Source organism: Micromonospora sp. I033, assembly GCF_053890995.1.
Map to the genome: position 1 here is coordinate 1 of NZ_JBSSLX010000066.1, position 21,591 is coordinate 21,591.

19 protein-coding genes and 1 pseudogene are annotated in these 21,591 nt (G+C 72.8%); 13 read left to right on the forward strand and 7 right to left on the reverse strand.

Annotated features, from left to right (window positions below; translation table 11 throughout):
- The 8 genes and pseudogenes from ACW0Q9_RS13825 to ACW0Q9_RS13860 form a co-directional block, all read left to right on the forward strand.
- A pseudogene (locus tag ACW0Q9_RS13825) lies at nt 1–1,354 on the forward strand (DNA polymerase III subunit gamma and tau); the annotation flags it as partial.
- Nucleotides 1,355–1,462: 108 nt separating this feature from the next.
- Nucleotides 1,463–1,771: a YbaB/EbfC family nucleoid-associated protein gene (locus tag ACW0Q9_RS13830; RefSeq protein ID WP_030502117.1), complete on the forward strand. Its 309-nt coding sequence runs from the start codon at nt 1,463–1,465 to the stop codon at nt 1,769–1,771.
- 8 nt (nt 1,772–1,779) lie between these two features.
- Nucleotides 1,780–2,373, forward strand: a complete 594-nt coding sequence (gene recR, locus ACW0Q9_RS13835; RefSeq protein ID WP_456181254.1) for a recombination mediator RecR — start codon at nt 1,780–1,782, stop codon at nt 2,371–2,373.
- A gap of 335 nt (nt 2,374–2,708) precedes the next feature.
- A complete protein-coding gene (locus tag ACW0Q9_RS13840) occupies nt 2,709–4,379 on the forward strand; it encodes an ABC transporter substrate-binding protein (RefSeq protein ID WP_456181256.1) in 1,671 nt (556 codons plus the stop codon).
- Nucleotides 4,380–4,483: 104 nt separating this feature from the next.
- Nucleotides 4,484–5,491, forward strand: a complete 1,008-nt coding sequence (locus ACW0Q9_RS13845) for an ABC transporter permease (RefSeq protein ID WP_456181258.1) — start codon at nt 4,484–4,486, stop codon at nt 5,489–5,491.
- Complete coding sequence (locus tag ACW0Q9_RS13850; protein WP_456181260.1) at nt 5,488–6,528, forward strand: ABC transporter permease; 1,041 nt, start codon at nt 5,488–5,490, stop codon at nt 6,526–6,528. Before ACW0Q9_RS13845 ends, ACW0Q9_RS13850 begins: the two co-directional genes overlap by 4 nt.
- Before the next feature lie 43 nt (nt 6,529–6,571).
- Entirely contained in the window at nt 6,572–7,558 is a 987-nt protein-coding gene (locus ACW0Q9_RS13855; protein ID WP_456181262.1) for an ABC transporter ATP-binding protein, read from the forward strand.
- Nucleotides 7,555–8,661, forward strand: a complete 1,107-nt coding sequence (locus tag ACW0Q9_RS13860) for an ABC transporter ATP-binding protein (protein WP_456181264.1) — start codon at nt 7,555–7,557, stop codon at nt 8,659–8,661. Before ACW0Q9_RS13855 ends, ACW0Q9_RS13860 begins: the two co-directional genes overlap by 4 nt.
- 59 nt (nt 8,662–8,720) lie before the next feature.
- Here ACW0Q9_RS13860 and ACW0Q9_RS13865 read toward each other — a convergent pair whose 3' ends face one another.
- Complete coding sequence (locus ACW0Q9_RS13865; protein ID WP_456181266.1) at nt 8,721–9,191, reverse strand: hypothetical protein; 471 nt, start codon at nt 9,189–9,191, stop codon at nt 8,721–8,723.
- Entirely contained in the window at nt 9,173–9,829 is a 657-nt protein-coding gene (locus tag ACW0Q9_RS13870; RefSeq protein WP_456181298.1) for an HNH endonuclease family protein, read from the reverse strand. The genes ACW0Q9_RS13865 and ACW0Q9_RS13870 overlap by 19 nt, the downstream gene beginning before the upstream one ends.
- A 109-nt stretch (nt 9,830–9,938) precedes the next feature.
- Between ACW0Q9_RS13870 and ACW0Q9_RS13875 the strand changes: the two genes are divergently transcribed.
- Complete coding sequence (locus ACW0Q9_RS13875; protein WP_456181268.1) at nt 9,939–11,420, forward strand: MFS transporter; 1,482 nt, start codon at nt 9,939–9,941, stop codon at nt 11,418–11,420.
- A gap of 24 nt (nt 11,421–11,444) precedes the next feature.
- Complete coding sequence (locus tag ACW0Q9_RS13880; protein WP_456181270.1) at nt 11,445–11,657, forward strand: DUF1737 domain-containing protein; 213 nt, start codon at nt 11,445–11,447, stop codon at nt 11,655–11,657.
- A 41-nt stretch (nt 11,658–11,698) separates the two neighbouring features.
- Here ACW0Q9_RS13880 and leuA read toward each other — a convergent pair whose 3' ends face one another.
- Complete coding sequence (leuA, locus tag ACW0Q9_RS13885; RefSeq protein WP_456181272.1) at nt 11,699–13,450, reverse strand: 2-isopropylmalate synthase; 1,752 nt, start codon at nt 13,448–13,450, stop codon at nt 11,699–11,701.
- Nucleotides 13,451–13,688: 238 nt separating this feature from the next.
- Entirely contained in the window at nt 13,689–14,960 is a 1,272-nt protein-coding gene (locus ACW0Q9_RS13890) for an MFS transporter (protein ID WP_456181274.1), read from the reverse strand.
- Nucleotides 14,961–15,037: 77 nt separating this feature from the next.
- Here ACW0Q9_RS13890 and ACW0Q9_RS13895 point away from each other — a divergent pair, with 77 nt between their 5' ends.
- On the forward strand, nt 15,038–16,024 hold the full coding sequence (locus tag ACW0Q9_RS13895; RefSeq protein WP_456181276.1) for a MarR family transcriptional regulator: 987 nt from the start codon (nt 15,038–15,040) through the stop codon (nt 16,022–16,024).
- A gap of 15 nt (nt 16,025–16,039) precedes the next feature.
- On the opposite strand, the gene ACW0Q9_RS13900 is transcribed toward ACW0Q9_RS13895, so the two are convergent.
- A complete protein-coding gene (locus ACW0Q9_RS13900) occupies nt 16,040–16,570 on the reverse strand; it encodes a nitroreductase family protein (protein ID WP_456181278.1) in 531 nt (176 codons plus the stop codon).
- Nucleotides 16,571–16,655: 85 nt separating this feature from the next.
- Entirely contained in the window at nt 16,656–17,438 is a 783-nt protein-coding gene (locus ACW0Q9_RS13905; protein WP_456181280.1) for a hypothetical protein, read from the reverse strand.
- A 238-nt stretch (nt 17,439–17,676) separates the two neighbouring features.
- Here ACW0Q9_RS13905 and ACW0Q9_RS13910 point away from each other — a divergent pair, with 238 nt between their 5' ends.
- Nucleotides 17,677–18,942 (forward strand): aspartate kinase, encoded by a 1,266-nt coding sequence (locus ACW0Q9_RS13910; RefSeq protein WP_357202525.1) that lies wholly within the window; start codon nt 17,677–17,679, stop codon nt 18,940–18,942.
- 5 nt (nt 18,943–18,947) lie between these two features.
- Nucleotides 18,948–20,009, forward strand: a complete 1,062-nt coding sequence (locus ACW0Q9_RS13915) for an aspartate-semialdehyde dehydrogenase (protein ID WP_456181282.1) — start codon at nt 18,948–18,950, stop codon at nt 20,007–20,009.
- A gap of 13 nt (nt 20,010–20,022) precedes the next feature.
- Here the strand turns inward: ACW0Q9_RS13915 and ACW0Q9_RS13920 are convergent, their stop codons facing one another.
- On the reverse strand, nt 20,023–21,399 hold the full coding sequence (locus tag ACW0Q9_RS13920) for a diguanylate cyclase (RefSeq protein ID WP_456181284.1): 1,377 nt from the start codon (nt 21,397–21,399) through the stop codon (nt 20,023–20,025).
- Nucleotides 21,400–21,591: the final 192 nt, after the last annotated feature.

Consider the following 21,591-nt stretch of genomic DNA (forward strand, 5'->3'; position numbering starts at 1 on the left):
GGCGCCCGGCTCCCCGGCGGCCGACGGTCCGGCGTCCGGTGCTCCGGCCCGGCGGCCGGTGCCGGCCTCCGCGGTGCTGCCCGATCCGGCCACCCCCGAACCGCCGCGTCCCGGCGCGGCCCCGGCCGGCGCGCTCGACGCCGTCGCGGTGCGCCGGGTCTGGGCGGAGGTGGTCGGCAAGGTCAACCGGAGCAACAAGCGGATCGCGGCGCTGATGCGTGACGCGGTGGTCCGTGACCTGGACGGCGACACGCTGGTGCTGACCGTGAAGTCGACGGTGCTGGCGAAGATGATGGCCGACCACGCCGCCGTGCTCACCGACGCGCTCTACGAGGAGCTGGGCGGCCGCTGGCAGATCCGGTGCGAGGTGGCCGGCGAGCGGGGCGCGGCCTCGCTCGGCGGCCCGGCCCGCCCCTCCGGCGCGTCCCGAGCGACGCCCGACGCCGCCCCGGTCCGCTCGGCGGCCGACGCCGCCCCGGCACACCCGGACCCCGCCTCGACCGAGGTCGCCCCGGCGCGCCCGGTGCCCGCGTCGACCGACACCGCGCCGACCCGTCCGGTGCCCGCCTCGTCCGGCACCGCGCCGGGGCGCCCGGCGTCCGGTCCCGCGGATGCCCCGGGGAGCCACGCCGGCGGCCCGGCGAACCCGACCGGGGGCCGGCCCGGGAACGCCGCCGGCCCGTCCGGCGGGGCGGCCCGGGCGTCGGAGCCGTCCGGTGGCCCGGCGCGGCGACCGGCCGGCCCGGGCGTGCGGGAGCCCGCGGCCGGGGACGACGACGAGGAGTGGCCGGAGCCGGCCCGACCGGGTGGCACCGGGGAGCCGGCGGGTGCCGGCGGCATCCCGACGGCCGGCGCCGGCGGGGAGGACTGGCCGGAGGCCGCCCGTCCGGGCGGGGCGGCCGTGACCACCGCCGCCGCGCCGAGCGCCGCTGGACCGGCGACCGCGACGCCGGCCGTACCGAAGCCGGCCGGACCGCCGGGTGCGGCGCCGGGGCGCGGTGGCACGCCGAAGAACAGCGCGATCGCGGCGGCCCGGGCGGCCGCGGCGGCGGCCGCCGCCGGTGGCGGGCCCTTGCTCGGCCCGCCACCGGCGGCGCAGGCGACCCGGAAGACGGCCGACGCCGACTGGGCCGGTGAGCCGCCCTACGACCCGGACTACGACGGGCCGGTCGGCGGCCGGTCGGCGGGCGCGGCCCCGGCGGCGCCCGCCTACGAGGGCTTCGACCCGGGCGACGAACCGCTGGACGACGTGATCGACGAGCAGACCGCCCGGCAGTCCGGCGAGGAGCAGGCCGTGCAGTTGCTCCGCGAGGCGTTCGGGGCCGAGAAGATCGACGAGGTCGACGCGCGCTGAGCGCGCGTCGACCGCCGAGGAGCAGTGCCGCCGCCCGACTAGGCTGGGCGCGGCCGATCAGACGAGTGCGAGAAGGAGCCATCCGTGCGCCCAGGTGGACAGCCGAACATGCAGCAGATGCTGAAGCAGGCGCAGAAGATGCAGCAGCAGATCGCCAAGGCCCAGGCCGAGCTGGCCGAGGCGGAGCTGACCGGCACCGCCGGCGGCGGCCTGGTCACCGCCACCGTCGCCGGCACCGGTGAGCTGAAGGCGATCAAGATCGACCCGAAGGCGGTCGACCCGGAGGACGTGGAGACGCTGGAGGACCTGGTGGTCGCCGCCGTCCACAACGCCGCCGAGGCGGCCCGGGAGCTGACCGAGAAGAAGATGGGCCCGGTCGCGGGCGGGATGGGCGGCCTCGGCCTGCCCGGGTTCTGAGCCGGCAGATGTACGAGGGTGCCATCCAGGACCTGATCGACGAACTGGGCCGGCTGCCGGGCGTGGGCCCGAAGAGCGCCCAGCGGATCGCGTTCCACGTCCTCTCGGCGGATCCCGCCGACGTCAACCGGCTGGCCGGTGCGCTGCGCAAGGTCAAGGACCTGGTGCGGTTCTGCACCACCTGCTACAACGTGGCCGAGTCGGAGCAGTGCCGGATCTGCCGTGACCCGCGGCGTACCGATGAGGTCCTCTGCGTGGTCGAGGAGCCCAAGGACGTGGTGGCGATCGAGCGGACCGGCGAGTTCCGCGGCCGATACCACGTGCTCGGCGGCGCGATCAATCCGCTGGAGGGCATCGGCCCGGACAACCTGCGGATCCGGGAGCTGATGACCCGGCTGGGCGGGGGCACGGTCCGCGAGCTGATCCTCGCCACCGACCCGAACACCGAGGGCGAGGCGACCGCCACCTATCTGGCGCTGATGGTGAAGCCGATGGGGATCGCGGTGACCCGGCTGGCCAGCGGCCTGCCGGTCGGCGGCGACCTGGAGTACGCCGACGAGATCACCCTGGGCCGCGCGTTCGAGGGCCGCCGGGCGGTCTGACCGCGGCCCACCACCATGCCGGCCGGCCCCGTTCCCGGGGCCGGCCGGCGTCGTTCGTCCATCCGGAATGTGGGACGAGTGCGATTGGCCACGTCCGCTCCGCCCTGCCGGCGACTAGTCGGTTTTGCGGGCATCCGTCCGATCCCACTATCTGCTCCCGGCTGTGACAGTCCTGTTTGTCGGTAGATCCGCCACTGTCAGACCCGGTCACTTGGTGTCGGCTTGATAGCGATTGCCTCGCGGGCGTTCCGCATTCTGTGTGTCGTGTCATAGCCTCCCGCACACGGACTGAGTCACAGCTCGGCGTGGACACATGCGCATGACAGAGGTGAGAGATGCAGGCGAGCAGGCTTAAAGCGGCCGTGGCCCTCGCGGCCGCCGCCGCTCTGGCGGTCGGGGCGTCCGGCTGCGCGAAGAGCGAGCGCGACGACGACAGCGGTGGGGCCAAGACCGGCGGCACGTTCGTCTTCGCGGGCGCCGGTAACCCGAAGAACTTCGACCCGATCTTCAACGACGACGGTGAGTCGTTCCGGCCGATCCGGCAGATGTACGACACCCTCGTGCAGAACAAGCCGGGTACGGCCGATCTGCAGGGCGCCCTGGCGGAGAGCTGGGAGCACGACCCCGAGGGCAAGGTCTGGACCTTCAAGCTGCGCAAGAACGTGAAGTTCCACGACGGCACCCCCTTCAACGCCGCCGCGGTCTGCTTCAACTTCGACCGCTGGTTCAACATGAAGGGCGCCGCCGCCCAGTCGCAGATGATCTACTACTCGGACGTCTTCGGCGGCTTCGCCAAGAACGAGGCCGAGGGTGTCGGCGAGCCGGTCTACAACAAGTGCGAGGCCAAGGACGACGGCACCGCCGTCGTCACGATGAACCGGTACAAGGGCGCCTTCCCCGGCGCCTTCGCGCTGACCGCGCTCTCGATCGCCAGCCCCGAGGCGCTGAAGAAGTACGACGCCGACACGGTGAAGCAGAACGGCGACTCGTTCGAGTACAGCGCGTTCGCCAACGAGCACCCGGTGGGCACCGGCCCCTTCACCTTCGGTGGCTGGGACAAGGCCAAGGGTGAGATCACCCTGAACCGGAACCCCGACTACTGGGGTGAGAAGGCCAAGGTCGACAAGCTCGTCATCAAGATCATCGAGGACGAGAACACCCGCAAGCAGGAGCTGCGGGCGGGCACCGTCCAGGGCATCGACTTCCCGGCCCCGGCCGACCGCAAGGCGCTGGCCGGTGAGGGCTTCCAGGTTCTCGACCGCCCGGCGTTCAACATCCTCTACCTCGGCTTCAACCAGAAGAACCCGAAGCTGAAGGACCTGCGGGTGCGCCAGGCCATCGCCTACGCCCTCAACCGCCAGCAGCTCGTCCAGACCAAGGGCCCGGGTGGCACCAAGGTCGCCGACGAGTTCATGCCGGACACCGTGCTCGGCTACGCCCAGGACGTGCAGAAGTACGAGTACAACGTCGAGAAGGCCAAGCAGCTGCTCAAGGACGCGGGCGCTCAGAACCTGACGCTCAACTTCTACTACCCGACCGACGTCTCCCGGCCGTACATGCCGAACCCGCAGGAGATCTTCACCGTCCTGGCCAACGACCTGCAGGCCGTCGGCATCAAGGTCAACGGTGTGGCCCGCCCGTGGAACGGTGGCTACAAGGACGACGTGCAGCAGTTCGGCAAGCACGACCTGCACATCCTCGGCTGGACCGGCGACTACAACGACCCGGGCAACTTCGTCGGCACCTTCTTCGGCCGCGCCAAGGTCGAGTTCGGTGACCAGGCGATGACCGAGATGTTCGACGCCATCACCAAGGCCGACGCCACGGTCGACGAGGCCGGCAAGAAGGCCGCGTGGGAGCAGGTCAACCGCGACATCGCCGCCAAGTGGCTGCCGGCCGTGCCGGTCTGGCACGCCCCGCCGGCCATCGTGGTCACCAAGGACGTCAAGGGTCTGGTCGCCAGCCCCCTGACCGACGAGCGGTTCAACACCGTCAGCGTCGGCTGAGGACGCTACTGACCGCTGACGCCGTACGCGGAATCGGCCCGGGCCGGGCTCTCTCTCCCGGCCCGGGCCGACCCGCTGTTACCGAGAAATCTGGTGTGTGAGAGATGTTGCGAGTCATAGTCCGCCGCCTGCTGCAGCTGGTGGTGACCCTGATAGGGCTGTCCTTGCTGGTCTTCGTCTGGCTGCGGAACCTCCCCGGCGGCCCGATCGAGGCGCTGCTCGGTGAGCGGGCCACGCCGGAGCGCCGGGCCCTGCTGGTCAAGGCCCTCGGCTACGACCAGCCGATCCTGGTGCAGTACGCCAAGTTCATGCAGCGGCTGCTGACCGGCGACTTCGGCAACTCGATCCGGAGCGGCGACCCGGTCACCGAGGTGATCGGCCGCGCCTTCCCGGCCACCATCGAGCTGGCCGCGGCCGCCATGATCATCGCCATCGGGCTCGGCGTGCCGCTCGGCTACCTGGCCGCCCGGCACCGGGGCCGGCTGCTCGACAACATGAGCATCGCCGGCACCCTGCTCGGCATCTCGATCCCGATCTTCTTCCTGGGCTACCTGCTCAAGGACGTCTTCACCCAGAACATGCACTGGTTCCCGCCCTCGGGCCGGATCAGCACCGGGGTGGACAACACGAACATCACCGGCTTCTTCGTCCTCGACGGACTGCTCACCCGCGAGTTCGACGCCTCCGCCGACGCGCTGTGGCACCTGATCCTGCCGGCGTTCACCCTGGCCACCATCCCGCTCGCGGTGATCGTCCGGATCACCCGGGCCAGCGTGCTCGACGTGCTGAACGAGGACTACGTCCGCACCGCCGAGGCGAAGGGTCTGCGCCACAAGACCATCCGGGGCCGGCACATCCTGCGGAACGGCCTGCTGCCGGTGGTCACCACCATCGGCCTGCAGACCGGCGCGCTGCTCTCCGGCGCGGTGCTCACCGAGCGGGTCTACAACTGGGGCGGCCTCGGCACGCTGATCTACAACTCGATCAGCGGCGGCCGCGACTACCCGGTGCTCCAGGCGCTGATCCTGCTGGCCGCACTGGTCTTCGTGGTGGTCAACCTCCTGGTCGACCTCTCCTACGCCTTCATCGACCCGAGGGTGCGTGTGCGATGAGTGATCCGATCACCCGGCCCGTCGTGGGCACCCCCCGTGAGAGCGTGGACCCGGCCGCCGTCGAGGAGAAGCGCGAGGGCACCCTGCCGCGCGGCATCGACCGGCTCGGCGAGCGCAAGCGCGCCCGGCTGGAGCAGTTGGCCCAGGCCACCGCCGACAAGGGCGGCGTGAGCCTGGTCCGGGACGCGTTCCGCCGGCTGCGGCGCAACCCGACGGCGATCGTCGGCGCGTCCATCGTGGCGCTGTTCGTCCTGGTCGCGATCTTCGCGCCGCTGCTCGCGCCGCACGACCCCGCGCAGCGCTTCGACGAGCTGACGAAGAACCTGACCGTCGACAGCATCCCCGGGGCCAGCAGCGAGTTCCCGTTCGGCTCCGACCCGCTCGGCCGGGACTTCCTGTCCCGCATGATCCACGGCAGCCGGCAGACACTCTTCGTCGGCGTGCTCGCCACGCTGATCGGGTTGGCCCTGGGCGTGCTGATCGGCGCGATCGCCGGTGCCTTCGGCGGCTGGGTCGACAACATCCTGATGCGCGTCACCGACGTGATGCTGGCGCTGCCGGCGCTGCTGCTGGCCATCAGCCTGGTGGCCATGGCCAGCCGGTCCAGCCAGTGGACGGTCATCCTGGCGGTGGCCATCGTCAACGTGCCGATCTTCGCCCGGCTGCTGCGCGGCTCGATGCTCGCCCAGCGGGAGAGCGACCACGTGCTGGCCGCCCGGGCGCTCGGCGTCAAGCAGGGCTCGATCGTGCTGCGGCACATGCTGCCCAACGCGATGACCGCGGTGATCGTGCAGGCCACGCTCACCCTCTCCACCGCGATCCTGGAGGCGGCGTCGCTATCCTTCCTCGGTCTCGGTGACCCCGACATCAACCGCGCCGAGTGGGGCCTGATGCTCGGCGTGGACGGTCAGCGCTACTTCGAGGTGCGGCCGGAGCTTGCCTACTACCCGGCCATCGCGATCATCGTGGTCGCGCTCGGCTTCACCCTGCTGGGTGAGGGCATGCGCGAGGCGATCGACCCGAAGAGCCGGCGGTGACGGCGATGCGCACAACGGACCAGCACGGTGAGGAAGTGACCCGATGAGCCTGCTCGACGTACGCGATCTGAGCGTGGTGTTCCAGCGTCGTGGTGAGCGGCCGTTCACGGCGGTCGACAAGGTCAGCTTCAGCGTGGAGCCGGGGCAGACCGTGGGCCTGGTCGGCGAGTCCGGCTGCGGCAAGAGCGTGACCAGCCTGGCGATCATGGGCCTGCTGCCCCGGCGGGGCAACAAGGTCACCGGCGAGGTCAACTTCGACGGCACCGACCTGCTCAAGCTGCGCCCGGACGACATGCGGGACCGGCGCGGCCGGGACATCGGCATGATCTTCCAGGACCCGCTGTCGTCGTTGAACCCGGTCGTGCCCATCGGCGTCCAGGTGGCCGAGGTGCTGGAGCGGCACCGCGGGATGGACCGCAAGGTGGCCATGAAGGAGGCCCGGGAGCTGCTCGACGCGGTCGGCATCCCGGACCCGACGCGGCGGCTCAAGGAATATCCGCACCAGATCTCCGGCGGCATGCGGCAGCGTGCGCTGATCGCCATCGCGTTGGCCTGCAAGCCGCGGCTGCTGATCGCGGACGAGCCGACCACCGCGCTGGACGTGACCATCCAGGCGCAGATCCTCACCCTGCTCAAGCAGCTGGTCGACGAGACCGGCACCGCGCTCATCATGATCACGCACGACCTGGGCGTGGTGGCCGGCCTCTGCGACACGGTCAACGTGCTGTACGGCGGCAAGGTGGTCGAGCGGGCCGCCCGGCACGAGCTGTTCGCCCGGCCGCGGCACCCGTACACGCACGGGCTGCTCAACTCGGTGCCGCGGCTGGACTCGCCGCGGGGCGAGCGGCTGCACGCCATCCGTGGCTCGGTGGCCGACAACATCCCGTGGGTCGAGGGCTGCGCGTTCGCCCCCCGCTGCGACAACGTGGTGGACGCCTGCCTGGAGGGCACGCCTCCACTCGAACCCACCGCGACCGGCGGCGACCTGCGCTGCAACAACCCCGTTTCCGAGGAGGTGGCGGTGCCGTGACCGAGTCGACCGAGCGGACCGGACCACTTGTCGAACTGCGCGACGTCAAGGTCCACTTCCCGATCAAGAGCGGCGTGCTCTTCGACCGCACCGTCGGTCACGTCTACGCCGTCGACGGCGTCTCGCTCTCCATCAACAAGGGCGAGACGTACGGGCTGGTGGGCGAGTCGGGGTGTGGCAAGTCCACCCTCGGCCGGGGCCTGCTGCGGCTGGTCGAGCCGACCGACGGTGAGATCGTCTTCGACGGCACCGACATCCGCGCGCTCAAGGGCGAGTCGATGCGCCGGATGCGCCGCCGGATCCAGATGATCTTCCAGGACCCGCTGTCCAGCCTCGACCCCCGGCAGTCGGTGGAGTCGCTGCTTGTCGAGGGGCTCAAGGCGCACGGTCTGGCCAAGGACAAGGCGGCCACCGCCAAGCGGCTCCGGGAGGCGCTCGCCGCGGTCGGCCTGCCCGCGTCGGCGCTGAGCAAGTACCCGCACGAGTTCTCCGGCGGGCAGCGCCAGCGCATCGGCATCGCCCGTGCGCTCGTGCTCGACCCGGACCTGATCGTCGCCGACGAGCCGGTCTCCGCGCTGGACGTGTCGATCCAGGCGCAGGTGATCAACCTGCTGGAGGAGCTGCAGAACGAGCACGGCCTGACGTACCTGATCATCGCCCACGACCTGGCGGTGGTCCGGCACATCGCCGACACGGTCGGGGTGATGTACCTCGGCGGCCTGGTGGAGGAGGCGTCCAGCGACGACCTCTACCGGGAGCCGATGCACCCCTACACCAAGGCGCTCATGTCGGCGGTGCCGGTGCCCGACCCGCAGGTGGAGGACCGCCGGGAGCGGATCCTGCTCGCCGGCGACCTGCCCTCGCCGACGAACCCGCCGGCCGGCTGCCGGTTCCACACCCGCTGCCCGTGGGCCCAGCCGACCCGCTGCGCCGACGAGCGGCCGGCGCTGCGCGAGGTGCTCGACGGGCACCGGGTGGCCTGCCACTACGCGGAGGACATCGCGGCCGGCCGGATCCGCCCGCACGAGGTGGAGCCGGAGCTGGTCCGGCCGGACGACAGCGCGGCGCCGGGCGACACCGGCGAGCTGATCCCGACCCCGTGACGTGACGACGCGAGGCCCCTTCCCCGGCCGGGGAAGGGGCCTCGTCGTGTGCCGGCCGGTCAGCCCTCGGGGCGGTTGAGCAGGGCCACCGCGACGGTGTGCACGGCGTCCAGGGCGGCCGGGTCGGCCAGCGGCACCCGGCCGCCGGTCACCGCGTACCACTCGTCGGCGTCCTTGTACTGCACCCGCAGGGTGACCTGGCCGTCGGCGTACTCCGTGCGCAGCGTCAGGTCGCCGGTCACCACGCCGACCTCGTCGGTCATCACCCCGCCCGGGCCGGCGGTGATGTCGCTGGTCCGCTCCGGCGCTCCGGGCGCCGGCGGTGCCGCGGGCGGGGTCGGGGTGGCGTCGGCGGACATCCCCGCCCCGGAGACGTCGGCGGGGGCGGCCGGCGTGCCGTCGGCCGTCATCCCGGCCGAGGTCGGGCCGGGCACGGTCCCGCCGCCGGCGGCCGCGGCGTCGGTCGCGTCCGGCGTCCTCTCCGGCGCCGTCGGTGTGCCACCGGCGCCGGTCACGGCTTGTTCGCCCATGTGCAGCCCTCCAACATGTCGGTGAGAGCGGCCTTCTCGGCACTGGTCACCGTCAGCCGCCAGTGGTGCTTGACCGCCACCCAGTCCGCGGCGTACTGGCACCAGAACGACCGGTTCGCCGGCTTCCACTGGGACGGGTCCTGGTCACCCTTTGCCCGGTTGGAGCGGAGGGAAACCGCGATCAGCTGCGGCCGGGTCAGGTCGTTGGCGAAGTCGCCGCGCTTCGAGTCGTCCCACTCGTCGGCGCCGGAGCGCCACGCGTTGGCCAGCGGCACCATGTGGTCGATGTCCACGTCGGCCGGATCGGTCAGCGCCAGCCCGTCGTACGGGCTCTCCCAGCGGCCGCCGACCACGTTGCAGCCGGAGAGCTTGATGCTCTCCCCGTCCCGTTGCAGCACGCTGTCCCGCACGTCGCAGTTCTTGCCGGTGTCCCGCCAGTGGGGGAAGCGGGTCCGGCTGTAGCCCTTCATCGAGCCGGCTGCGGCGACGGTCAGCTCACCGAGCTGCTGGTCGACGTTGCCGGTGCTGGTGGGCGGCACGTCCGGCTCGTCGACCGGCACGCAACCGGCCGCGCCGAGGGCGAGCACCGCGGCGAGCGCGGCGACCACCCCGGCACGGGCTCCTGATCTCGTACGCACAGACGACACCTCTCCAGCTTGCGGGCTCCGGGCGAGTCCGCACAGTACCCGGGCGACGGTTTCCGTGATTCGTGGCGTCGGGAGTGGAGGCCCGGCAGAGTGGTTACCCATGACCGCACCCGCTCCCGCGCTGCGTACCGGCTCCGCCGCCGGCCGTGGCACGCTGCTCGCCGCGATCCTCGGCTCCGGCATGGTCTTCCTGGACAGCACCGTCGTCAACGTGGCGCTGCCCCGGCTCGGCGCCGAGCTGGGGGCCACCGTCGCCGGTCTCCAGTGGACCGTCAACGGCTACCTGCTGATGCTGGCCGCCTTCGTGCTGCTCGGCGGCGCGCTGGGCGACCGGTTCGGGCGGCGGCGGGTCTTCCTGCTCGGGGTGGTGTGGTTCGCCGGGGCGTCGGTGCTCTGCGGGCTGGCCCAGGGGACCGGCTGGCTGATCGCGGCGCGGTTCCTCCAGGGCGCCGGCGGGGCACTGCTCACCCCCGGCTCGCTCTCGGTGCTCCAGGCCAGCTTCGATCCGGACGACCGGGCCCGGGCGATCGGCACCTGGTCCGGGCTCTCCGGCGTGTCCACCGCGCTCGGCCCGCTCCTCGGCGGCTGGCTTATCGACACGCTCTCCTGGCGGTGGATCTTCTTCGTCAACCTGCCGCTGGCCGTGGCGGTGGTGCTCGCCACGCTGCGCTGGGTGCCGGAGAGCCGGGACGAGGCCGCCTCGCGTACCGGGGCCGGCCGGCGGTTCGACGTGGCCGGGGCGCTGCTCGGCGCGCTCGGGCTCGGCGGCGTCACGTACGCCCTCATCGACGCCCCGGCGCGCGGTGCCGGCTCCCCGGCGGTGCTGGCCGCCGCGGTCGTCGGGGTGCTCGGCGCGGTGGTCTTCGTGCTGGTCGAGCGGCGCCGCGGCGACACCGCCATGCTGCCCACCGGGCTGTTCGGCAGCCGGCTCTTCTCGGTGCTGAACATCTTCACCGTGGTGGTCTACGCGGCGCTCGGCGGGTTCACCTTCTTCCTCGCCGTCTACCTGCAGAACGTGGTCGGCTGGTCGGCGCTGCTCACCGGCCTGGCCACCGTGCCGATGACGCTGCTGCTGCTGGCCGGCTCGGCCCGGGCCGGGGCGCTCGCCGCCCGGATCGGCCCCCGCCTGCCGCTCACCGTCGGCCCGGTGGTCGCCGCGGCCGGCCTGCTGCTGCTGCGCCGGGTCGGCCCCGGCGCGTCGTACTGGGTGGACGTGCTGCCCGGGGTGCTTCTGTTCGGCGCGGGGCTCACCCTGGTGGTCGCCCCGCTGACCGCGTCCGTGCTCGGCGCGGTGGCGGACCGGTTCGCCGGGGTGGCGAGCGGCTTCAACAACGCCGCCTCCCGGGCCGGCGGCCTGCTCGCGGTGGCCGCGCTGCCGCTGCTGGTCGGCCTCTCCGGCAGCGGGTACGAGCAGAAGACCGCGCTGGCCGACGCGTTCCGCGGGGCGATGCTCTGGTGCGCCGGCCTGCTGCTGGCCGGGGCGGTGCTGGCCGGGCTGCTGATCCACCGGCCGGCGCGGACCGCGCCCGGCGCCCAGCCCTGCCCGTCGCTGCCCGCCTCGACGCCACCGGACCGGCGGTGACGGCGCCGCTGTTAGCGTCGGGCCATGGATGATCAGGAGAGTCGCACGCCGGCCCGCCTGCGGTACCGGCTGCTCACCGGGCCGGACGACGCCGACTTCTGCCGCCGGGTCAGCGAGGCGCTGGCCGACGGCTACCGGCTGCACGGCTCGCCGGCGGCCACCTTCGACGGGCAGCGGGTGATCGTGGCCCAGGCGCTGGTCCTCGACGACGGCACGTCCACCGTCGTGCCGGTCTGACCGGGTGGCCGGACCCCGGAAGGAGCCCGGCCACCCGCCGGTCAGCTCCGGGCGCGGTTGACCGCGCTGGTGACCGCCTTGATCGAGGCGGTCACGATGTTGGCGTCCACCCCGACGCCCCAGACGGTCCGGCCGTCCACCTCGCACTCCACGTACGCGGCGGCCTGCGCGTCCCCGCCGGAGGAGAGCGCGTGCTCGTGGTAGTCGAGCACCCGTACCGCCACGCCGAGCGACTGGAGCGCGCCGACGTACGCGTCGATCGGGCCGTTGCCGACCGCGGTGAGCGGGCGGACCTCGCCGTCGTAGCCGACCCGGGCCTCGATCTCGACCTTGCCCTCGGCGGTGCCGATGGCGTAGTCGTCCAGGGTGACCGCCGGGTCGACCTGGTGGTCGACCAGGTAGTTGCGGGCGAAGATCTCCCACATGGTGCCCGGCTCGACCTCGCCGCCGTCGTGGTCGGTGACCTGCTGGACCACGCCGGAGAACTCGATCTGGAGGCGGCGCGGCAGGTCGAGCTGGTGCTCGGACTTCATGATGTACGCGACGCCGCCCTTGCCGGACTGCGAGTTGACCCGGATGACCGCCTCGTAGGTGCGGCCCAGGTCCTTCGGGTCGATCGGCAGGTAGGGCACGGCCCAGGTGAACCCGTCGACCGGCACCCCGGCCGCCGCCGCGTCGGCGTGCAGTGCGTCGAAGCCCTTCTTGATGGCGTCCTGGTGGGAGCCGGAGAAGGCGGTGTAGACCAGGTCGCCCGCGTACGGGTGGCGCTCGTGCACCGGCAGCTGGTTGCAGTATTCGACGGCGCGCTTGACCTCGTCGATGTTCGAGAAGTCGATCATCGGGTCGATGCCCTGGGAGAAGAGGTTCAGCCCCAGGGTGACCAGGTCGACGTTGCCGGTGCGCTCGCCGTTGCCGAACAGGCAGCCCTCGATCCGGTCGGCGCCGGCCAGCAGGCCCAGCTCGGCGGCGGCCACGCCGGTGCCCCGGTCGTTGTGCGGGTGCAGGCTCAGCACCAGGCTGTCCCGGCGGGGCAGGTGCCGGTGCATCCACTCGATCGAGTCGGCGTAGACGTTCGGCATGGCCATCTCGACGGTGGCCGGCAGGTTGATGATCAGCTTGCGGTCCGGGGTGGGGTCGATCACCTCGATGACCTTGGCGCAGACCTCCAGCGCGTACTCCAGCTCGGTGCCGGTGTACGACTCCGGCGAGTACTCGTAGTGGATGTCGGTGTCCGGGGTGTGGATCTCCGCGTACTTCTGGCAGAGCCGGGCGCCGGTGGTGGCGATGTCGGTGATGCCGTCCCGGTCCAGCCCGAAGACCACCCGGCGCTGGAGCGTCGAGGTGGAGTTGTAGAAGTGGACGATGGCCCGGCGCGCGCCGCGCAGCGACTCGAAGGTGCGGTCGATCAGGTGCTCCCGGCACTGGGTCAGCACCTGGATGGTGACGTCCTCGGGGATCAGGTCCTGCTCGATCAGTTGCCGGACGAAGTCGTAGTCGGTCTGGCTGGCCGAGGGGAAACCGACCTCGATCTCCTTGTAGCCCATCTGCACCAGCAGCTGGAACATCCGCCGCTTGCGCTCGGGCGACATCGGGTCGATCAGGGCCTGGTTGCCGTCGCGGAGATCCACGGCGCACCAGCGGGGCGCGGCCTCGACGCGGCGGGCGGGCCAGGCGCGGTCCGGCAGGTCGAACCGGAACTGCTGGTGGTAGGGCAGGTAACGCTGGAACGGCATCCGGCTGGGGCGCTGCCGGGCGATCGGATCGGTCTCAGCGTCGGTGACAGGTTGAGCCATCTCGGAGTGCTCCCTGGGAACATGTGGCGTCAGCAGATCGGAAGGTGTCGGCGAGGTGCCGGGCGACGGTGCGCGGCGGTGCCGAGAAGAAGTTCGGATGTGCTGGACGGCGCGGTTCAACTCCGCGACGAGGTGCCGGCCGGTCAGGCCTCGTCGCGGCAGCCAAGGAGAAGGTACGCCCGCCACATGACAAGGTCACCCTACGTGGCGAGGTGGGTGGTGGGAAGCCAGGTCCGGACTATGGGACCGGTGTCACGGTCTCCTCGGGGGCCGCGGCGCCCAGCCGCGGCGTCCGTTCGGCCCAGCCCACCGCGGGCACGATCGCCGCTCCGACCAGCACGAAGAGCGCTGCCATCGGTAACCAGCCCCAGCCGCCGATGGTCACGCCGAGGGCGGTCAGGCCCGCCGGGGCGATCAGGTACTGCACCTGCTCGCCGAGCCGCAGCGCCCCCACGTACGCGCCGCGCTGGTCGTCCGGCGGAAGGGTGGCGGTGAGCCCCCAGGTGCCCGCCGACTCGATCAACTCGGCCAGGATCAGCACCGTCGCGGCGGCCACCAGCACCACGACGGTGAGCGGACCCCGGGTGACCGCGGAGAGCGGCAGGACCAGACAAGAAAGGGCGATCAGCAGACCCCCACGACGGGAGGCCCGCGCCGCGCCCGCGGCGGTGTCGGCACCCCGGCTGACGCGTACCTGGAGCAGCACGATCAGGACCGTGTTGAGCAGCACCAGCGCGGCGATCACCGTCTTCGGGGCGTCGGTGTGCGTGAGGATCCACAGCGGCATGACCGTCAGGTAGAGCACCCCGTGCGCGGTGAGCAGCCCAGACAGCAGGGACACCGCCATGAACGGGCGGTCCCGCAGCACGGCGAGCCGACTCATCGGCTCCACCGGCCGGGTCACCTGCGGCAGTCGGGGCAGCCGTCGCACGAACAGCGCCGTGATAAAGAAGACCGCCGAGATGAACCAGACCATTCCCCGGTACGCCTCGATCGTATCCACCGCCAGCACCAGGCCGCTGACCACCGCGCCCAGCCCGAAGCCGACGTTCAACGACGAGCGCTGGTACGCCATCGCCGTGACCCGTTCGGCCGGGGGGACCGCGTTGATCGAGTAGACCTGCCGGGCCACGCCTGTCGACGCGTCCACGGCTGCCAGCGCCACCACCACGGCGAGGAAGCTCGCGAAGCCGCCCACGAACGGGTACGCCGCGAAGAGCGCGGCGTTCAGCACCAGCCCGACCACCCAGACCCGCTGCGGCCCGTACCGGTCGGTGAGCCCGCCCAGCGGCACCGTACCCAGCAGCGACACCCCCGCCGCGATGGAGAGGCCCAGCCCGACCTGGGCGGCGCTGAGGCCGAGCGCCCGGGTGAAGAAGACGGCGCTGCCGGCGTGGAACATGCCGCTGCCGACGGCTCCGACCATGGCCTGGACTGCCAGGGCGCGGGTCAACCCGGCGGGCGGTACGACGTGACGGACGGCGGTGCGGATGATCTCTCTGGCCCCCATGGGCGGTGAGTGAATCCGGTCCCCATGGTTCCCGTCGAACCTTTTAGGCTGGGCCGAATCCTGGGTTCGGGGGTCGTGTGTCCGAGTTGCGGTTCAGCCTGGCCGATGTGGCGGGAGTGCGGGTCGCCGTGTCGCCGGCCAACGAGACGGTCATGAGCATGTGGGCGCTGGCCAGCCCGCTCCGCTACGCGGTGCACCTGCCCTGGATCGACCGGGCCCGGGTGACGTTGCGCCGCCCCGAGGTGGCTGCCCGGGTCCGACCGCTTGTGGACCTGACCTGGCGGGGTTGCCCGTTGCCCGATTTCCTCACCCCGGCGGCCCGCCCGAACGTGGAGATGGCCGAGCAACTCGACCAGATCGCGGCGACGCCACCCGACGTGGTGGTTCGGGACCTGCTGGCGACCACCCCGCGCCGGCCGCTGAGTCCGTTCGGGCGGGCGCTGCTCGCCGAGCCCCGCGAGCTGCTGCCGCAGCTCGTCAACGCGGTACGGGTCTGGTACGACGAGGCGATCTCCCCGGACTGGCCGCGGATGCGCGCGCTGCTCGACGCCGACGTGGCGTACCGCGCCGCCCAGCTCGCCGAGGGCGGGGCCGGTCATTTCTTCGAACAGTTGCACCCGAGCCTGCGCTGGCTCGGTGACCGGGTGGTCGGCGACGACCCGTTCGAGCGGGACTTCGACCTGCGCGGTCGTGGGTTGGCGCTGAACCCGACGGTGTTCACCGAGCGGCGGGTGCTGTGGAATCTGCTGGAGGCATCGCTGCCCGCCGCGGCCTATCCGGTCCGTGCGGTCGGGACGCTCTGGGAGGCGACCGCGACGCCGTCCGGCGACGCGCTGGCACGGGTGGTCGGCGGAGGCCGGGCGACGCTGCTGCACCTGCTCGACACGGCGGCCACCACCACCGACCTGGCCCGGCGCACCGGGATGTCGGGCGGGAGCGTCTCGCAGCACCTGGCCGCGCTGCACGCCGCCGGCCTGGTCTCCCGGTCCCGGCAGGGCCGGCACGTCCTCTACCGCAACACCGACGCCGCGACGGTCCTCGTCCGGGCCAGCCGCGGCGGATGACCCGGCCGGGCCGGATCAGGTGAGGAGCAGGTCGGCGAGCGGCCGGCGGCGACGCAGGGCGGTCTCCCGGTCCCGCAGGTCCTCGGGGAGCGCGAACGGGTCGCCGAGCCGGCCGACGGCGACCACCACCAGCGGCCGGATCCCGACCGCGAGGTCCAGCTCGGTGGCGAGACCGGCCCGGTCGAAGCGGGTGAGCTGGCGCACGTGCAGGCCGAGCGCGGTGGCCTGCACGGTCAGGTGCGCGACGGCCTGCCCCAGGTCGTACGCGGCCCGTTCCGGATCGCCGCCGGTGTGCGCGCCGACCACCAGGGCGGCGGCGTGCCGCGTCCAGCGCTGGTCGTCCGCCGGCAGGCTGACGAAGATCCGCTTCCACGTCTCGTCCTGCCGGTGGCCGAGCGCGAACCGCCACGGCTGGGTGTTGCCGGCCGAGGGCGCCCAGCGGGCGGCCTCCAGCAGGGAGGTGGCCTCGTCCTCGGTGAGTTCGGCGGCCGGGTCGAAGGCGCGCGGGCTCCAGCGGAAGGCGAGCAGCGGGGTGAGGTCGGGCATGCGGTAAAGCATCCCTGATGGGCCTTTTGCCCCTGACGTCGGCCCCGGTCAGATGTGGCTAAGAGCACCCGTAACGGACATAGGGTCAGGGCGTTCCCGCGCTCGGGCTGTCGGTCGGCGACGGCGCGTCCCGGCTCACCGGCTCGCCCTCGGTGACCGGCCCGGCCAGCGGCACGGTGGCCGGCGCCGCACCCGGCTCGCCGGTCAGCTTCAGGGTGCCGAAGGCGGCCCGGACCGCCGCCGGGGTGCCGTCCGGCCGGTAGCAGTAGATGCCCACGTCCAGCGGGGCGTTCAGCGAGGCCGAGGTCGACTCGACCGAGTAGCACTCGCCGCTCACCCCGGGGAGCGGGGCGGCCGGCGAGACCGCGAGCGGGGCGCGCCGGTCGGTGAGCACCTCCAGCCAGTCGGTGAACGGGTGCTGCACCCGCGGGTCCAGCTTCCGGGGCACGGCGTCGTCCGCGTCGCCGAGGCGTACACAGCCCGCCGGCTGCGCCCAACCGGCGGAGGGCAGGGCGCACTGGAAGAGCCCGTCCGCGGTGGCGGCGAGCGACACGTCGACCGTGCCGCCCTGCCCCCAGCCCGGCACGTCCACCCGCCAGGTGCCGTCGTTCGCGCTGGTCACCGCAACCGTCCGGGCCGTACCGTCGGCCGGCTCGAAGGCGTACGTGGCGGTGAGGTGCCGGTCCTGGGCGGCGGCGGCCAGCGCGGCGAGCTCGTCCCGGGCCGCGTCCACCTCGGCCGGGACGGGGTCGGCGGTGCTGGTCGGGGCCGGGCTCGGCGGGTCGGCGGTGCAGGCGGCCAGGAGCGCCGGCAGGGTCAGCGCCAGGGCGCCGGCAAGCCGTCGGGCCGCGCGTCGGTGTGCGTGCACCGGGACATTCTGCGGTGCGGCGCGGGTCCGGGGAGCCCCCCGCCCGGGTGTTCCGGTCGGCGTGTCGCGCGGCCCGGCCGGCCGCGGTGAGCCGCCCCACGCCGGGCCGGATGGTGGGATCACCCGACCCGGCCTCGCGCGCCGCCCGATACCCTGGGGTGGTCTGACACGCGCCGCCGGACGGAAGACCGGCGGCGTCGGCACGCTCAGGGTCGTCGCTGGGAGGGAGTGCACCGTCGTGGCACTCGTGGTGCAGAAGTACGGCGGGTCCTCCGTCGCCAACGCCGAGCGGATCAAGCGGGTGGCCGAGCGCATCGTGGCCGCCCGCAAGGCCGGCGACGACGTGGTCGTGGTGGTCTCCGCCATGGGGGACACCACCGACGAGTTGCTCGACCTGGCCAACCAGGTCAGCCCCCTGCCGCCCGGCCGCGAGCTGGACATGCTGCTCACCGCCGGGGAGCGGATCTCCATGGCGCTGCTCGCCATGGCCATCCACAACCTGGGGTACGAGGCCCGCTCGTTCACCGGCTCCCAGGCCGGCGTGCTCACCACCTCGGTGCACGGCCGGGCCCGGATCATCGACGTCACGCCGGGCCGCCTCAAGGGGGCGCTGGACGAGGGCGCGGTGGTCATCGTGGCCGGCTTCCAGGGCGTCTCGCAGGACACCAAGGACGTCACGACGCTGGGCCGGGGCGGGTCGGACACCACCGCCGTGGCCCTCGCGGCCGCCCTGGACGCGGACGTCTGCGAGATCTACACCGACGTGGACGGCGTCTTCACCGCCGACCCGCGGATCGTGCCGAACGCCCGGCACATCAAGCACATCACCTACGAGGAGATGCTGGAGCTGGCCGCCTGCGGCGCCAAGGTGCTGCACCTGCGGAGCGTCGAGTACGCCCGGCGCGCGGGGTTGCCGATCCACGTCCGTTCGTCATACTCGACCAACACCGGCACGATGGTCACCGGATCGATGGAGGACCTTCCTGTGGAACAGGCACTGATCACCGGGGTCGCCCACGACCGCAGCGAGGCGAAGATCACCATCGTCGGCGTGCCCGACGAGCCGGGTGCCGCCGCGCGGATCTTCGACACCGTGGCCGGCGCCGAGATCAACATCGACATGATCGTGCAGAACGTGTCCACCGAGGGCACCGGCCGCACCGACATCTCGTTCACCCTGCCCAAGACCGACGGCCCGACCGCGATGGCCGCGCTCAGCAAGATCCAGGAGCAGGTCAAGTTCAAGGGCCTGCTCTACGACGACCACGTCGGCAAGGTCTCCCTGATCGGTGCCGGCATGCGCTCGCACCCGGGTGTCGCGGCCGGCTTCTTCGCCGCCCTCGGCGCGGCCGGCGTGAACATCGAGATGATCTCCACCTCGGAGATCCGGGTCTCCGTGGTCTGCCGGGACACCGACCTCGACAAGGCGGTCCGGGCCATCCACGACGCCTTCGACCTGGGCGGTGACACCGAGGCGGTCGTCTACGCGGGCACGGGGCGGTAGCGCGGATGTCGTCGCTGCCCACCCTCGCCGTGGTCGGGGCGACCGGTGCCGTCGGCACGGTGATGTGCCAGATCCTCTCCTCCCGCCGCAACGTGTGGGGCGAGATCCGGTTGCTCGCCTCCGAGCGCTCGGCCGGCCGCCAGATCCCGTGCCGGGGCGAGATGCTGACCGTGCAGGCGCTCACCCCCGAGGCGTTCGACGGCGTGGACGTGGCCATGTTCGACGTCCCGGACGCGGTTTCCGCCGAGTGGGCGCCGGTCGCGGTCAGCCGCGGCGCGGTCGCGGTCGACAACTCCGGCGCGTTCCGGATGGACCGCGACGTCCCGCTGGTCGTCCCCGAGATCAACCCCGAGCAGGTCCGCAACCGGCCGAAGGGGATCATCGCCAACGCCAACTGCACCACCCTGGCGATGATCGTGGCGATCGCCCCGCTGCACCGGGAGTACGGCCTGCGCGAGCTGGTCCTCGCCTCGTACCAGGCGGTCTCCGGGGCGGGGCAGGCCGGCGTGGACGCGCTGCACGCCCAGCTCGGCAAGATCGCCGGGGACCGGGTGCTCGGCTCCCGGCCGGGCGACGTCCGGCAGGCGGTCGGCGACGAGCTGGGCCCGTTCCCGGCCCCGCTGGCGCTCAACGTGGTGCCCTGGGCCGGCTCGCTCGCCGACGGCGGCTGGTCGTCCGAGGAGCTGAAGATGCGCAACGAGTCGCGCAAGATCCTCGGGCTGCCCGACCTCAAGGTCTCCGCGACCTGCGTCCGGGTGCCGGTGGTGACCGGTCACTCGGTCGCCGTGCACGCGGTCTTCGCCACCGAGGTGGACGCCGAGGGTGCCCGCGAGGTGCTGCGCAACGCGCCCGGCGTGATCCTGGTCGACGACCCGGCCGCCGGCGAGTTCCCGATGCCGATCGACGCGGTGGGCACCGACCCGTCGTGGGTCGGCCGGATCCGCCGCGCGGTGGACGACCCGCGCGCCCTGGACCTCTTCGTGACGGGCGACAACCTCCGCAAGGGAGCCGCCCTGAACACCGCCCAGATCGCCGAGCTCCTGGCAAAGGAACTCACCCGCCCCTGATGGTGGAGGGCTTTCAGGCGGCGGAGAGATGGACGCCGTCTCGGCCGTGGCGCTTCACCGCGTAGAGGGCCTGGTCGGCGCGGCGCAGGGTCCGCTCCGGGGTTTCGCCGGGGCGGGGTAGGGCAACCCCGACGCTGATCGTCCGGCCGGTGCGGCGGGCCGCCTCGGTGAGCCGCTCGGCGATCCGGACCGCCTCCTCCGGGCGGCTCACCTCGATCACCGCGACGAACTCGTCGCCACCGGTCCGGTACAGCTCGTCGCCCTGGCGCAGCGCGCTCTCCAGCGCCCGGGCCAGCCCCACCAGCAGCCGGTCGCCGGCCTGGTGGCCGTACGTGTCGTTGACGTCCTTGAAGCCGTCCACGTCGATCGCCAGCAGGGCGGTACGCCCCGGCGTGGCGCTCGCGATCCGCTGCCCGAACGGCCCGGTGTGCCGCAGCCCGGTGAGCGGGTCCGAGCTGGCCTGCTCGCGCAGCCGGGCGAGCGTACGCAGCCGGTCGAGACAGGTCCACGCCTGCCCGGCCAGCAGCTCGATCAGGTTGACCGTGGTCGGGTCGGGCCGCAGCAGCCGCTCGTCGGCGACCAGCAGCACCCCGCCGCCGTCCGGCGGGCCGACCGGCACCGCCACCAGGGTGCGCGCCCCGGCCCGGGTCAGCGGCAGGTAGTCCTCGGTCGGTGGATGCCCCGCCTCGCCCAGCGTGTACGCCGAGCCGTGCCGGTGCGCCCGGTTGATCATGCGGTCGAGCGCCGCCGGGCCGGCCTCGGCCAACTCGGCCCGGATCCGGGCCTCCAGCGCGCCGGGGGTGCCCGTCGGCGCGCCCAGCCGGCTCTCGCGCCGTCCGGCGAGGATCAGCACCGCGGCGGAGAGGGCCGAGACGTCCCGGGCCGCGGTGATCGCGGCGGTCAGCAGATCCCACTCGGTCGGGGCGGTGGTCATGGCGGTGGCGTGCCGGAGCAGCTTCTCGCTGCGGCTCTCGGCCGGCGGGCCGCCGAGCGCCCCGATCCGCGCGCCGAGCCGGTCGGCCAGCCGCTGTGCGGTCTCGGCCCACCGCCCCAGCTCGACCGGGCCGCTCCACTGCAGGTCCAGCACGCCGAGCGGCCGGCCCGCCCGGTCCCGCACCGGCACGCAGATCTCGGCCGTGACGTCGGGGCGTACCGGGAGGTAGTCGGGGTCGGCGGTCACGTCGGGGACGGTGGCGGGCTCGGCGGAGTCGTACACCCGGCCGACGATGCCGGTCTTCGGCGGGACGGTGGAGAAGACCTGCCAGGCGCCGGTGGCCGCGACACAGCGGAGCCGGTCGTGGACCTGGAGCAGGATCGAGATCGTCGCCGGGGTGTGCCGGGCCAGCGCCGCGACGGTCCACTGGCACGCCTCCAGCGCGGTCGACGCCATCGGAAGGCGGACCGTGACGTCTCGGACGACTCGCTCGTGATCCACGTCGTTCCTGCTGAGAGGGGCCGGGGGCGCGATCAAGGGTACCCAGCGGAGGGGCCGCCGACCTTCGTACACATGTGCTATCCACAGGCTGTGGACGGGGCCTGTGGGTGCGGTGGGGCCCCGCGAGGGGAGCCGGCGACGATAGCG

What these genes read in the sequence shown, in the direction of transcription:
- ACW0Q9_RS13830 (WP_030502117.1), top strand. Translation starts at nt 1,463, where the DNA reads ATGCAGCAGATGCTGAAGCAGGCGCAGAAGATGCAGCAGCAGATCGCC.
- ACW0Q9_RS13850 (WP_456181260.1), top strand. Translation starts at nt 5,488, where the DNA reads ATGAGTGATCCGATCACCCGGCCCGTCGTGGGCACCCCCCGTGAGAGC.
- ACW0Q9_RS13855 (WP_456181262.1), top strand. Translation starts at nt 6,572, where the DNA reads ATGAGCCTGCTCGACGTACGCGATCTGAGCGTGGTGTTCCAGCGTCGT.
- ACW0Q9_RS13920 (WP_456181284.1), bottom strand. Translation starts at nt 21,399, where the DNA reads ATGGCGTCGACCGCGCTGGAGGCGTGCCAGTGGACCGTCGCGGCGCTG.
- ACW0Q9_RS13875 (WP_456181268.1), top strand. Translation starts at nt 9,939, where the DNA reads ATGACCGCACCCGCTCCCGCGCTGCGTACCGGCTCCGCCGCCGGCCGT.
- ACW0Q9_RS13890 (WP_456181274.1), bottom strand. Translation starts at nt 14,960, where the DNA reads ATGGGGGCCAGAGAGATCATCCGCACCGCCGTCCGTCACGTCGTACCG.
- ACW0Q9_RS13840 (WP_456181256.1), top strand. Translation starts at nt 2,709, where the DNA reads ATGCAGGCGAGCAGGCTTAAAGCGGCCGTGGCCCTCGCGGCCGCCGCC.
- ACW0Q9_RS13880 (WP_456181270.1), top strand. Translation starts at nt 11,445, where the DNA reads ATGGATGATCAGGAGAGTCGCACGCCGGCCCGCCTGCGGTACCGGCTG.
- leuA (WP_456181272.1), bottom strand. Translation starts at nt 13,450, where the DNA reads ATGGCTCAACCTGTCACCGACGCTGAGACCGATCCGATCGCCCGGCAG.
- ACW0Q9_RS13845 (WP_456181258.1), top strand. Translation starts at nt 4,484, where the DNA reads ATGTTGCGAGTCATAGTCCGCCGCCTGCTGCAGCTGGTGGTGACCCTG.
- recR (WP_456181254.1), top strand. Translation starts at nt 1,780, where the DNA reads ATGTACGAGGGTGCCATCCAGGACCTGATCGACGAACTGGGCCGGCTG.
- ACW0Q9_RS13865 (WP_456181266.1), bottom strand. Translation starts at nt 9,191, where the DNA reads ATGGGCGAACAAGCCGTGACCGGCGCCGGTGGCACACCGACGGCGCCG.
- ACW0Q9_RS13915 (WP_456181282.1), top strand. Translation starts at nt 18,948, where the DNA reads ATGTCGTCGCTGCCCACCCTCGCCGTGGTCGGGGCGACCGGTGCCGTC.
- ACW0Q9_RS13900 (WP_456181278.1), bottom strand. Translation starts at nt 16,570, where the DNA reads ATGCCCGACCTCACCCCGCTGCTCGCCTTCCGCTGGAGCCCGCGCGCC.